The sequence below is a fragment of the Kribbella sp. NPDC056861 genome, assembly GCF_040687575.1.
Classification (GTDB): domain Bacteria; phylum Actinomycetota; class Actinomycetes; order Propionibacteriales; family Kribbellaceae; genus Kribbella.
Map to the genome: position 1 here is coordinate 491,972 of NZ_JBFBNQ010000004.1, position 12,016 is coordinate 503,987.

11 protein-coding genes are annotated in these 12,016 nt (G+C 68.5%); 8 read left to right on the forward strand and 3 right to left on the reverse strand.

The features are described 5' to 3' along the window. The first annotated feature begins 37 nt into the window (after nt 1-37). Both AB0P21_RS21815 and AB0P21_RS21820 read left to right on the forward strand, forming a co-directional pair. Nucleotides 38-1,072 (forward strand): ATP-binding cassette domain-containing protein, encoded by a 1,035-nt coding sequence (locus tag AB0P21_RS21815; RefSeq protein ID WP_363698951.1) that lies wholly within the window; start codon nt 38-40, stop codon nt 1,070-1,072. Then, on the forward strand, nt 1,069-1,908 hold the full coding sequence (locus tag AB0P21_RS21820; protein WP_363698952.1) for an ABC transporter permease: 840 nt from the start codon (nt 1,069-1,071) through the stop codon (nt 1,906-1,908). Before AB0P21_RS21815 ends, AB0P21_RS21820 begins: the two co-directional genes overlap by 4 nt. A gap of 124 nt (nt 1,909-2,032) precedes the next feature. On the opposite strand, the gene greA is transcribed toward AB0P21_RS21820, so the two are convergent. After that, nucleotides 2,033-2,545: a transcription elongation factor GreA gene (gene greA, locus AB0P21_RS21825; protein ID WP_363698953.1), complete on the reverse strand. Its 513-nt coding sequence runs from the start codon at nt 2,543-2,545 to the stop codon at nt 2,033-2,035. 186 nt (nt 2,546-2,731) lie between these two features. Next, nucleotides 2,732-3,172 (reverse strand): DUF4307 domain-containing protein, encoded by a 441-nt coding sequence (locus AB0P21_RS21830; RefSeq protein ID WP_363698954.1) that lies wholly within the window; start codon nt 3,170-3,172, stop codon nt 2,732-2,734. A gap of 35 nt (nt 3,173-3,207) precedes the next feature. Here AB0P21_RS21830 and mca point away from each other — a divergent pair, with 35 nt between their 5' ends. From mca to AB0P21_RS21860, 6 genes are all read left to right on the forward strand, one after another. After that, nucleotides 3,208-4,071 (forward strand): mycothiol conjugate amidase Mca, encoded by an 864-nt coding sequence (mca, locus tag AB0P21_RS21835; protein WP_363698955.1) that lies wholly within the window; start codon nt 3,208-3,210, stop codon nt 4,069-4,071. A 40-nt stretch (nt 4,072-4,111) separates the two neighbouring features. Then, complete coding sequence (locus AB0P21_RS21840; RefSeq protein ID WP_363698956.1) at nt 4,112-4,456, forward strand: hypothetical protein; 345 nt, start codon at nt 4,112-4,114, stop codon at nt 4,454-4,456. Nucleotides 4,457-4,633: 177 nt separating this feature from the next. Continuing rightward, entirely contained in the window at nt 4,634-5,662 is a 1,029-nt protein-coding gene (locus tag AB0P21_RS21845; RefSeq protein WP_363698957.1) for a CopD family protein, read from the forward strand. Between the two features lie 9 nt (nt 5,663-5,671). Further along, entirely contained in the window at nt 5,672-7,654 is a 1,983-nt protein-coding gene (locus AB0P21_RS21850; protein WP_363698958.1) for a thioredoxin domain-containing protein, read from the forward strand. 224 nt (nt 7,655-7,878) lie between these two features. Then, a complete protein-coding gene (locus AB0P21_RS21855) occupies nt 7,879-9,945 on the forward strand; it encodes a M4 family metallopeptidase (protein WP_363698959.1) in 2,067 nt (688 codons plus the stop codon). A gap of 111 nt (nt 9,946-10,056) precedes the next feature. Further along, nucleotides 10,057-11,484, forward strand: a complete 1,428-nt coding sequence (locus tag AB0P21_RS21860; RefSeq protein ID WP_363698960.1) for a M28 family metallopeptidase — start codon at nt 10,057-10,059, stop codon at nt 11,482-11,484. Here the strand turns inward: AB0P21_RS21860 and AB0P21_RS21865 are convergent, their stop codons facing one another. Continuing rightward, a complete protein-coding gene (locus AB0P21_RS21865) occupies nt 11,485-12,006 on the reverse strand; it encodes a hypothetical protein (RefSeq protein WP_363698961.1) in 522 nt (173 codons plus the stop codon). Nucleotides 12,007-12,016 lie beyond the last annotated feature (10 nt).

A 12,016-nucleotide genomic window follows, 5' to 3' on the forward strand; every position in this document is an offset into this window, starting at 1 on the left:
TGATGATCTGCATCACATCCTGGAAGGAGCGGCTGCGATGGCGGCAATCGAGGCGACCGGCCTCGTCAAGACATTCAAAGCGCGGAAGAACACGGTCCGGGCACTCGACGGGATCGACCTGGAGGTCCCCGAAGGCACCGTGCTCGGGTTGCTGGGGCCGAACGGCGCGGGCAAGACGACCGCCGTCCGGGTGCTCACCACGCTGATGCGGCCGGATGCCGGCAGCGCGCGGGTGCTCGGGCACGACGTGGTGAAGGAGGCCGACACCGTGCGCGGGCTGGTCGGGCTCTCGGGGCAGTACGCGGCGGTCGACGAACTGCTGACCGGCCGGGAGAACCTCTGGATGTTCGGCCGGCTCTACCGGCTCAGCAGCCAGCAGGCCAGCGCGCGGGCCGAGGAGTTGCTCGACATCTTCGACCTGACCGAGGCGGCCGACCGGACGCTGAAGACGTACTCCGGTGGCATGCGGCGCCGGCTCGACCTGGCCGGTTCGCTGATCGCGCATCCCAAGGTGCTGTTCCTCGACGAGCCGACCACCGGGCTCGACCCGCGCAGCCGGCTCGACCTGTGGAAGATCATTCGCGACCGGGTCAGCGAAGGCGTGACGATCCTGCTCACCACGCAGTACCTGGAGGAGGCCGACGAGCTGGCCGACAGCATCGTGGTGGTCGACCACGGTTCGGTGATCGCCCGCGGTACCGCGGACGAGCTCAAGGCGAAGGTCGGCGGCGAGCGGATCGAGGTCGTCCTGCACGACCCGGACGAGACCTACCGGGCGCTCGAGCTGCTGACCGCGGCGCTGGAGATCAGCGATCCGGAGGCGACCACGCTCGACAAGCACAGCAAGCGGGTGACGCTGCCGGCGCCGGGCGGCTCCGAGGCGCTGGTCGGGGTGATCCGCACGCTCGACGGGGCCGGCATCCGGATCGCCGACATCGGGCTGCGCCGGCCGACGCTGGACGACGTGTTCCTCAGCCTGACCGGGCACGCGACCGACAACCCCGACACGGTCACCGACGAGTCCGCCGGACAGGCCGGGCAGAAGGCCGGACAGAAGAAGGTGAAGGCATGAGCACGACCGGTACGCCGGCGAAGGTGAGCCCGTTCGGCCGGGCGCTGTCGGACGCGGGGGTGCTGGCCTGGCGCAGCCTGAAGCGGATCCCGCGGACGCCCGACATGCTGATCTACGCGACCATCCAGCCGATCATGTTCGTGCTGCTGTTCGCGTACGTCTTCGGCAACGCGATCCCGATCCCGGGCTTCCCCGGCGCCCGGGCCTATCGCGAGTTCCTGATGTCCGGGATCTTCGCCCAGACGATGGCGTTCGCGGTCGCCTCGGCGAGTGTCGGGCTGGCCGACGACATGTCGAAGGGCCTGATCGACCGGTTCCGGTCGCTGCCGATGGCGCGGTCCGGGGTGATCGCCGGGCGGGTGATCGGCGATGTCGTGTTCAACGCGTTCGTGATGCTGGTGATGGTGATCTGCGGGTTCATCGTCGGCTGGCGCTGGCACAACGGCTTCGGCAACGCGCTGGCGGCGTTCGCGATCCTGCTGCTGTTCGCCTTCGCCATGCTGTGGGTGGGTGCGCTCATCGGCCTGTCGGTGGGTGGGCCCGAGGTGGCGGCCTCGGCCGGGCTGATCTGGCTGTTCCCGTTGACGTTCCTCTCGAACGCCTTCGTTCCCACGCCCAACCTGCCCAGCGGCCTGCAACCGGTCGCCGAGTGGAACCCGATCTCGTCGATCGTGGCCGCTTGCCGGCATCTCTTCGGCAATCCGAGCCCGTTCGCCAGCCCTGACGGATTTCCCGCCCAGCATCCGGTCTGGCTGTCGCTGATCTGGTGCGCGGTCATCATCGGCGTCTTCGCGCCGCTGGCTGTCAACAAGTACCGGCGGGCGACCGGCCGCTGACCGCCTGGCCACTGGCCGCTGACCCCCGCGGCGAGCTGCCGAGGATCGGCGCGCTGGCCGCTGACTGAAACAACAAAGCACCCCGGGCCCCATCGGTCCCGGGGTGCTTCAGCTGTCGTGGGGGTCAGCCCTTGAACGGCACCGCGGCGACGATCTCCACCGTGACCGGCTTGCCGTTGGGCGCCTCGTAGGTCGCCTTCTCGCCCTTCTTCTTGCCCAGGATCGCCGAGCCGAGCGGGGACTGCGGCGAGTAGACGTCGATGTCCACCGAGGAGTCCAGCGCCAGCAGCTCGCGGGAGCCGAGCAGGAACGTCTCGACGTCGTCGTCACCGGCGAACTTGATCGAGACCTTCATCCCGGGCTCGACCTTGCCGCCGGCCTTCGGGGTCTCACCGACGCGGGCGCGGCGCAGGATGTCCTCGAGCTGCCGGATCCGCGCCTCCATCTTGCCCTGCTCGTCCTTGGCGGCGTGGTAGCCGCCGTTCTCCTTCAGGTCACCCTCGTCGCGGGCGTCGCTGATCCGCTGGGTGATCTCGGTCCGGCCGGCGCCCTTGAGCTCGTCGAGCTCGGACTTCAGCTGGTCGTAGCCATCCTGTGTCAGCCAGACAACGCTGTCCTCATCGATCTTCTGCGTCATTGGGCTGCTCCTTTGTCGATGGGATGGGTGAAAATACAACAGGGCCGCCGTCGTCGACGGCGACCAATCCACCGAGCGTAGCAAGACAGCGCTCAGAACCCCACAGTTCTTCGCCGCCTCAAACACTTGGCAAACGATTACCGCCGCCGCGAAGGCAACCGTTTACCTCGGGCCGAAGTGGGTAGCTCAGTTCGGCCGGTGCGCGTCCGCCGTCGTACAGCCGACCAGGATCACGGCCGTCGCGGCGCGCTGCGTCGTCAGCGTCGTGTCGACCGACTGCTGCCGCGGCGAATCCGCCGCCACCGTGACGGTGATCTCGCCGACGATGGAGAAGTCCGCGGCCTTGGCCTGCACCCGGCACTGGGCTTCGACCGACTTGGTCCGGTCAACCTGGATGGTCGCGGTCGCCGAGGTGGACGAGACGATCTTGTAGCCGAGCAGCCGGGAGGCGACCGGCGGGTTCGCCGAGACGGAGGCGGCCCAGAACAGCCAGACCAACGCGACGAGCGCGAGCACGCCGACGATGCCGAACACCAGCGGTCTGCGGCTGCGCCCGGTCCGTCCGTAGCGGGCATCCAGAGCAGCGCTCCGGCCGTCGGTCCGGACGGCAGATTGTGGGTCGGTCACTGGTTCTCCTCGGGCTTGAAGCACCATTGTCTCTTGTGACCGAAGATCTCCGTCTGCTGCATGTCCATGCTCACCCCGACGACGAGTCCAGCAAGGGCGCCGCGTCGACCGCCCGGTACGTCGCCGACGGCGTCGACGTGATGGTCGCCACCTGTACCGGCGGGGAGCGCGGCTCGATCCTGAACCCGAAGATGGATCGGCCCGACGTGCTGGCCAACATCACCGAGATCCGCCGCCGCGAGATGGACGCGGCCCGCGAGATCCTCGGCATCCGGCAGGAATGGCTCGGCTGGATCGACTCGGGCTTCCCCGAGGGCGACCCGCTGCCGCCGCTGCCGGAGGGCTGCTTCGCCTCGCTCAAGGTGGAGGACGCGGCCGCGCCGCTGGTGAAGCTGATCCGCGAGTTCCGGCCGCAGGTCGTCACGACGTACGACGAGAACGGCGGCTACCCGCACCCCGATCACGTGATGTGCCACCAGATCACGGTGGCGGCGTTCGAGGCGGCCGGCGACCCGGACGCGTACCCGGAGCTCGGTACGCCGTACCAGCCGTTGAAGCTCTACTACCACCACACCTTCCACCGCGAGCGGATGAAGGCGCTGCACGACGCGATGATCGCCCGCGGCCTGGAGTCGCCGTACGCCGACCGGCTGGCGGACTGGAAGCCGGACCCGGAGAACGAGAAGCGGATCACCACCCGGGTCGAGTGCGCCGAGTACTTCGGGCTGCGCGATCGCGCGTTGCTCGCGCACGCCACCCAGATCGACCCGGACGGCGCGTGGTTCGCCGTACCGCTGGAGGTGCACCAGCAGGCGTGGCCGACCGAGGACTACGAACTGGCCCGCACCCTGGTGGAGTCCGAACTGCCGGAGGACGACCTCTTCGCGGGGTTGCGCTGAGGGCGGGATCGGACGGTGAGACACTGGGACGGTGACTCCGATGACCCAGCTTCTGAGCATCAGCCTGCCGACGGCCGAGATCGATCCGAACACGGTGAAGCCCGGCTGGGTGGCGCTGCTGATCGTGCTCGGGCTCGGTGCCGCCACGTTCTTCCTGTGGCGCAACATGGCCAAGCAGCTGAAGCGGATCGATTTCGACCCGGACGCTGGTGCTCGCGACCGAGCACCCTCCGACGTCCCGCCGCCCAGCTCAGCGGCCCCGGTTGGCGCTGCCGGGCCGACGGCGACGGCTGAACCGGCCGAGGCGGCCAAGGCCGACGCGGGCCAGGCCGACGCAGGCAGGGCCGACGTAGGCAGCGCCGACGTGAGCCAGGCCGACAAGTAGCCGCTCGGCAAGTTGATGCCCCAGGCAACGGGTAGCGCCGGGGGATTGCCCAAAGTCACGCTCTGGCAACCGTTTGCGCCGGTCGGGTCACGAGATGGTGTCGTGCGGGGACTCTGTTAGATAGCTCACCTATAGTGTGCGCGTGTCCATCCATGGTGCCGAGGGCGGGAACGCTCTGTGAGCGCGACCCGCGCCGCCCGGCACCGCATGCCCGGCCGTCTGGTCGCGGGTGGTGCGAGTGCTGTCCTGGTCGCGGCGGTGGCGATGGTGATCGCCCTGTTCGCCGCCGACAGCGAACCGCATTCGGGTGACGACGGACTGGCCGGAGTGGGCACCCTCACCGAGTGGCTGCTGCCCCTGTCCCGCCTGCTCTCCACGATGGCGACGGTCGGTTGCGCCGGCGCGCTGCTGGCGGCCGTGGTCCTGCTGCGGACCGACGGCGGTCCGCTCGGTCTGCAGGGCCGGCGTGCGGTCCGCGACGCCAGCAACTCCGCGATCATCTGGGCCGTTGCCGCCTTCGCCGGCGCGGTCCTGACCGCCGCCGTCATGCTCAGCACCCCGGTCGACCTGCTCCGCCTCCGCCTTGACGACGCCCTCGGCGTACCCGAAGTGAAGGCCTTGCTGATCACCGGCATCCTCGTTACTGCGTTGGCGATCGGCGTCCGCCGGGTCGAGACAGCCTCTGCCGCCGGCCTCGGTGTGCTGGTCGCGGTCGCCGCCCTCATCCCACCCGCGGTGACCGCCTTCCCCCGCGACGAGTCGTACGTCGTACTCGCGGGTGCTGCCCTTGTCATCCACGTGATCGCGGCGACCAGCTGGGTCGGCGGCCTGGCCGGTCTGGTCCGCTACGGCCGAGCCAGCCGCGGTGGCCTACCGCTCGTCCTCGAACGCTTCAGCCAGGTCGCGCTCGCGTCCTCCATCGCAGTACTGCTGAGCGGCCTGATCAGCGCGGCCGGCCGCCTCGCCGCGAAGGGCGGCGGCTTCGGCGCGATCCCCGACGTCCTCACCTCAGACGCGTACGGCGGCCTGCTGCTCGCTAAGACCGTCGCGTTCGTCGTGCTCATCATCGGCGGCTGGTTCCACCGCAGGCATGCCATCGGCGACCTCTCCAACCGCGGCCACCGCTTCTGGCAACTGGTCGCCGGCGAACTCATCATCATGGCCATCGCGATAGGCCTCTCGGTAGCGCTGTCCCAGACCACCTAACGTGGGGCCATGGCCTCCAATGAGCTCGGCAAGTCCACTTCTCCCTACCTGAGGCAGCACGCGGACAACCCCGTGCACTGGCGGGAGTGGTCCGCGGAGGTGTTCGCGGAGGCTCGCGAGCGGGACGTGCCGGTGTTCCTGTCGGTCGGGTACTCCGCCTGTCACTGGTGTCACGTGATGGCGCACGAGTCGTTCGAGGACGAGGCGACAGCGGCTTATCTCAACGAGAACTTCGTCTGCGTCAAGGTCGATCGCGAGGAGCGGCCGGATGTGGACGCGATCTACATGCAGGCGACGGTCGCGATGACCGGGCAGGGTGGCTGGCCGATGTCGGTGTTCCTGACGCCGGCGGCGGAGCCGTTCTTCTGCGGGACGTACTTCCCGGCCGAGCCGCGGCACGGGATGGCGACCTTCCGGCAGGTGCTGGAGTCGCTGGTCAACGCTTGGCGGACCAAGCGCGAGGACATCGACAAGGTGGGCCGTTCGGTGGTCGACCAGCTCGGGGCGCGGGCGGCGGTGGTGGACGGCGCGCTGGACGAGGCGACGCTGGCGAAGGCCGTCGACCTGCTGAAGGTGGACTTCGATCCGGTCGACGCCGGGTTCGGGCGGGCGCCGAAGTTCCCGCCGTCGATGGTGCTCGACTTCCTGCTTCGCCATCACCGCAGGACCGGCTCGGCCGAGGCCCTCGCGATGGTCGCCGAGACCTGCGAGCGGATGGCCCGCGGCGGCATGTACGACCAGCTGGCCGGCGGCTTCGCGCGGTACAGCGTCGACGGGCAGTGGGTGATCCCGCACTTCGAGAAGATGCTCTACGACAACGCGCTGCTGCTCGACGTCTACACGCACTGGTGGGCGATCACCGAGGAGCCGCTCGCGCGCCGGATCGCGACCGAGACCGCCGACTTCCTGCTCGCCGAGCTGCGCACCCCCGAGGGCGGCTTCGCCTCCGCGCTCGATGCCGACACCGAGGGTGAAGAAGGCCTGTACTACGTCTGGTCACCCGACGAGATGCGCAGCTTGCTCGGTGATGACGACGCCGCCTGGGTGATCGAGCTCTGCGACATCACCGGCACCTTCGAGCACGGCACGTCCGTCCTCCAGCTCCGTCGCGACCCGGATGACCCGGCTCGCTGGCACCAGATCCAGTCCGTACTGCGAGCAGCTCGCGCGACCCGCACCTACCCGGGCCGCGACGACAAAGTGGTTGCCGCGTGGAACGGTCTCGCGATCACCGCACTTGCGCGCACGGGCGTCGTACTGGGCCGGCCGGAGTACGTCGAGGCAGCGGTCGCCGCGGCCGAATTGGTCCGGCAGGTCCATCTGGACCAGGCCGGAATCCTGCGCCGTACGTCGCGCGACGGCGTGGTCGGCGGCGCGCACGGCGTACTGGAGGACTACGCCGCCTATGCCCAGGCCTGCCTCACGTTGCTGGGGGTCACCGGCAACGAGGCATGGCTCGAGCTGGCCCAAACCCTGCTGGACCGGGTACTCGACCAGTTTGTTGCCGATGGCACCTTCTTCGACACCGCCGGGGACGCCGAGGCGCTGGTCTGGCGGCCTCAGGACGCCACCGACAACGCCAGCCCGGCCGGTGTGTCGCTCGCGGCCGAGGCGTTCAGCACGCTGGCCTCGGTGACCGGATCGGCCCGCTACGAGGCCGCCGCGGAGCAAGCACTGCAGTTGTCCGCGGCAATTGCCGCGCGCGCCCCGCGGTTCGCCGGCCGGGCATTGGCGGTGGCCGAAACAATTGCCACCGGCCCCCTGGAGATCGCCATTGCCGGTGAATCCACGGAGTTGCTCGCGGTGGCGCTGAAGGACGCGCCCTGGGGGACCGCGATCGCCAGTGGTCTGCCTGGGTCAAACGTTCCACTGCTGGCCGGACGGGCCTTGGTGGCAGGCAAGCCGGCCGCCTTCGTGTGTCGGAAGTTCACCTGCCGGTTGCCGGTGGTGTTGCCGGAAGACCTTCGCAGTGAGTTGACGCAGCCGCGTTGACAACCTGCGTCAGTGCGGGTTTTCCCTGCCATTTCGGCAGAATCGCTTGACTCTTTCCCGAACCAGGGACAGAGTCCTCCCTCAGTCGGGTGTAACAGAACTCGCATGTACTGACACACAGTGTCACAAGTGAGCAGTGGCACTGATGCGCCAGAACATCCGGCGTCCCCAATTGAATTGGTCGCTGCGCCCAAACAGCGACCACACCGTGAGGAGATGTTGTCTTGAAACGACTGACATCAGCAGGGGCGGTGGTCATCGTCGCTGCTGCGGGGTTGGCAATGTCGCCCGCAGGAGCCGCCAACCGTACGGCCCCGCTTCCGGCATCCGGCTTCAACCAGCCGGCCGCCGTCCAGGCCGAACAAGCGCTGACCGCGCAGACGGCCGCAGCTCTCGGTTTGGCCGGCGGTGAGGTGCTCAAGGTCCGCGACGTCGTCAAGGACGCGAACGGCACCGAGCACGTGCGGTACGACCGCACCTTCAACGGCCTCAAGGTGGTGGGTGGTGACCTGATCGTCGAGCGCAAGAGCGACGCGATCACCGGCGTCATCTACAACCGCGGCGCCAAGGCGGTCGGGATCTCCTCGACCAAGCCGACGCTGTCGCAGGCCGCGGCCCTGGCCAAGGGCGCGAAGGCGGCCGAGTTCAAGGCCACCAGCAACAAGGGGACGCTGGTCGTCTTCGTCACCCCCGCCAAGACGCCGGTGCTGGCCTACGAGGTCGTCACCTCGGGCATCAAGGCCGACCAGACGCCGTCGGTGCTGCACTCCTTCATCGACGCCAAGACCGGGGTGATCCTGGACTCCGACGACGAGGTCAAGACCGGTACCGGTAACTCGATGTACTCCGGCACCGTCACGATCGGGACGTCCGGCTCGTCCGGCAACTACTCGATGACCGACACCAGCCGTGGTGGCAACTGGACCACGGACCTGAACAACGCCACGTCGGGCAACGGCACCACCTTCACCGACCCGGACGACACCTGGGGCAGCGGCACCACCGCGAACCGCCAGACCGCCGGTGTCGACGCTCACTTCGGCACCCAGCTGACCTGGGACTACTACAAGAACGTCCACGGCCGTAACGGCATCTTCAACAACGGCCAGGGCTCGCGGTCCCGCGTGCACTACGGCAACGCGTACGTGAACGCGTTCTGGGACGGCACCCAGATGACGTACGGCGACGGCTCCGGCAACGCCCGGCCGCTGACCGCCATCGACGTGGCCGGCCACGAGATGAGCCACGGTGTCACCGAGGCGACCGCCAACCTGAACTACTCCGGCGACGCGGGCGGCCTGAACGAGGCCACCTCCGACATCTTCGGCACCGCGGTGGAGTTCTCGGCGAACAACGCGAACGACCCGGGTGACTACCTCATCGGCGAGAAGATCAACATCAACGGCAACGGCACGCCGCTGCGCTACATGGACAAGCCGTCCAAGGACGGTGCCAGCAAGGACTGCTGGACGACCAGCACCGGTGGGCTCGACCCGCACTACTCCTCCGGCCCGCTGAACCACTGGTTCTACCTGGCCTCCGAGGGCACCGGCTCCAAGGTCATCGGCGGCGTCACCCACAGCAGCACCGCCTGCGACGGGGCGACCATCGCCGGTGTCGGCCGCGACGTGGCTGCCAAGGTCTGGTACCAGACCCTGAGCACCAAGCTGACGTCCGGCAGCACCTACAAGGACGCCCGTGAAGGCGCCATCACCGTTGCCAAGACGCTGTACGGCGCCAACTCGGCCCAGTGCCTCGGCATCCAGGCCGCGTTCAACGGCATCACCGTCCCGGCCGGCGCCGCCACCTGTGGCACCGTCGTCCCGCCGACCGGTTCCGAGCGGCTGCTGAACATCGGCTTCGAGTCCGGTGCGGTCAACTGGACCGGCACCGCCGGTGTCGTCACCAACAGCGCCAGCAAGCCGGCTCGTAGCGGCTCCTGGAAGGCCTGGCTCGGCGGCAAGGGCGTCACCGCCACTGCCAACGTCGGCCAGTCCGTCGCCATCCCGGCCGGTGCCAGCTCCGCCCAGCTGTCCTTCTGGCTGCGGATCGACACCAACGAGACCACCACCTCGACGGCGTACGACAAGCTCCAGGTGCAGATCGTGGACGGTTCCACCACGACCACCCTGGCGACGTACTCCAACCTCAACAAGAACACGACCTACACGCAGAAGACCTTCAACGTCGGCGCCTACGCCGGCAAGACGGTCACGGTCAGGTTCCTGGAGAACGAGGACGTCTCGCTGCAGACCAGCTTCGTCGTCGACGACACGTCGCTGATCGGCTAGTCACCACCTGATCTGTCCCGCTGTGAACAGTCCGGGGCGTACGGCCCGCCCGGCCGTGCGCCCCGGCTGCTTTTTGTGAGCCCCTTCTTTGTAAGGCAAAAGGGAGTCCCCATGCTCAAGTCCCCCCTGTACGGCGTACTCGGCACCGCCCTGGTCGCCACCGCCGTCCTCGTCCCCGGCAGCGGCGCCCAGGCCGCCCAGACCGTCGTCTCGCCCGACATCTCGGTCACCAACACCAAGGCGCACCTGGACCAGTTCCAGTCGATCGCCACCGCCAACAGCGGCAACCGGGCGGCCGGCCGGCCCGGGTACCTCGCCTCGGCCAACTGGGTGAAGTCCAAGCTCGACGCGGCCGGCTACACCACCGTGCTGCAGTCGTTCTCCACCTCCGCCGGTACGACGTACAACGTGATCGCGGAGTGGCCGTACGGCGACGCCAACCACGTCGTGATGGCCGGCTCGCACCTGGACAGCGTCAGCTCCGGGCCCGGTATCAACGACAACGGCACCGGCAGTGCGGGAGTCCTGGAGACCGCACTGGCCTACGCCGCCAGCGGCCAGGTCGCCAAGAACAGGCTGCGCTTCGGCTTCTGGGGCGCCGAGGAGCTGGGCCTGCTCGGCTCGAAGTACTACGTCAACAACCTGCCCGCCGCCGAGCGGACCAAGATCGAGCTCTACCTGAACTTCGACATGATCGCCTCGCCGAACCCGGGCTACTTCGTCTACGACGACAACCCGGCCGGCAACGGCGCGCGTGACGACCTCACCACCTACTTCACCGGCAAGAGCATCCAGACCGAGTACATCGACGTCCAGGGCCGCTCCGACCACGCGGCGTTCCGCTCGCTCGGGATCCCGACCGCCGGCACGTTCTCCGGCGCGGAAGGCACCAAGACCTCCGCGCAGGCGACCAAGTGGGGTGGCACGGCGGGTGCGGCGTACGACGCCTGCTACCACCGCTCCTGCGACACCATCAGCAACATCAACCTGACCTCGCTGGACCGCCAGATCGACGCGATCGGTCACATGATCTGGAACTACGCCCAGAAGGACTACGGCCCGGTGACGCCGCCGACCGGCACCAACCTGCTGCAGAACCCCGGCTTCGAGTCGGGCGCGGTGAACTGGACCGGCACCAGCGGCGTGATCACCAACAGCAGCTCGAAGCCTGCCCGGACCGGTAGCTACAAGGCGTGGCTGCAGGGCAACGGCAGCACGAGCACCGAGAACCTCGGTCAGTCGGTGGCCATCCCGGCCTCGTCGACCGCCGCGGCGCTGTCGTTGTGGATCCGGATCGACACCGCCGAGACCACCACCTCGACCGTCTACGACACGGTCAAGGTGCAGGTGGTCGACGGCTCGACGACCACCACGCTGGCGACGTACTCGAACCTGAACAAGTCGACGGCGTACGTGCAGAAGACGCTCAACCTGCTGCCCTACAAGGGCAAGACGGTCACCATCAAGTTCCTCGGCCAGGAGGACTCGTCGCTGCAGACGAGCTTCGTGATCGACGACGTGGCGGCGACCGCCAGCTAGTTACACCGGTTTGCAGAGGTTGCCGGGCTTGGTGGCTTCGGTGAGCAGCGTGCCCACCGGAGTCACCAACGGCTTGAGCTTCGGGTCCTCCAGCCGGGCCAGCCCGGCGCCGGACGAGACCGCGATGATCATGTCGTCGGGGTGCCGGACGCTCGGCTTGGTGACGCCCACCGAGACCCAGTCGACCTGCTTCGCGGCTTCGGTCAGCGTGCCCAGGAAGCCGGTCTCCAGCTTGCAGCGGCTCGGCGGCTTGCCCATCTGGGTGACGTTCACGACGCCGTCGGCGCCGACGACGAGCTGGTCGTTGAACCCCGCGAAACCGCCTGTCCTGCTGACGGTCAAGGGCAGTCCGGCGCCGCCCGGCGTGGCGGTCGGCGTACTGGTGATCGGAGTGCTGGTCGTTGGGGAGGTGGGGCCGGGAACGGACGGGCTGCTGCCCGCCCCGGGATCGGATTCGTCACCACACCCGGTAAGGACCAGGCCGGCGGCGGCTACCAGTACTGCGAACCGAATGCTTCTCATACCCACCTGC

What these genes read in the sequence shown, in the direction of transcription:
- AB0P21_RS21840 (WP_363698956.1), top strand. Translation starts at nt 4,112, where the DNA reads ATGACCCAGCTTCTGAGCATCAGCCTGCCGACGGCCGAGATCGATCCG.
- AB0P21_RS21865 (WP_363698961.1), bottom strand. Translation starts at nt 12,006, where the DNA reads ATGAGAAGCATTCGGTTCGCAGTACTGGTAGCCGCCGCCGGCCTGGTC.
- greA (WP_363698953.1), bottom strand. Translation starts at nt 2,545, where the DNA reads ATGACGCAGAAGATCGATGAGGACAGCGTTGTCTGGCTGACACAGGAT.
- AB0P21_RS21820 (WP_363698952.1), top strand. Translation starts at nt 1,069, where the DNA reads ATGAGCACGACCGGTACGCCGGCGAAGGTGAGCCCGTTCGGCCGGGCG.
- AB0P21_RS21860 (WP_363698960.1), top strand. Translation starts at nt 10,057, where the DNA reads ATGCTCAAGTCCCCCCTGTACGGCGTACTCGGCACCGCCCTGGTCGCC.
- AB0P21_RS21850 (WP_363698958.1), top strand. Translation starts at nt 5,672, where the DNA reads ATGGCCTCCAATGAGCTCGGCAAGTCCACTTCTCCCTACCTGAGGCAG.
- AB0P21_RS21815 (WP_363698951.1), top strand. Translation starts at nt 38, where the DNA reads ATGGCGGCAATCGAGGCGACCGGCCTCGTCAAGACATTCAAAGCGCGG.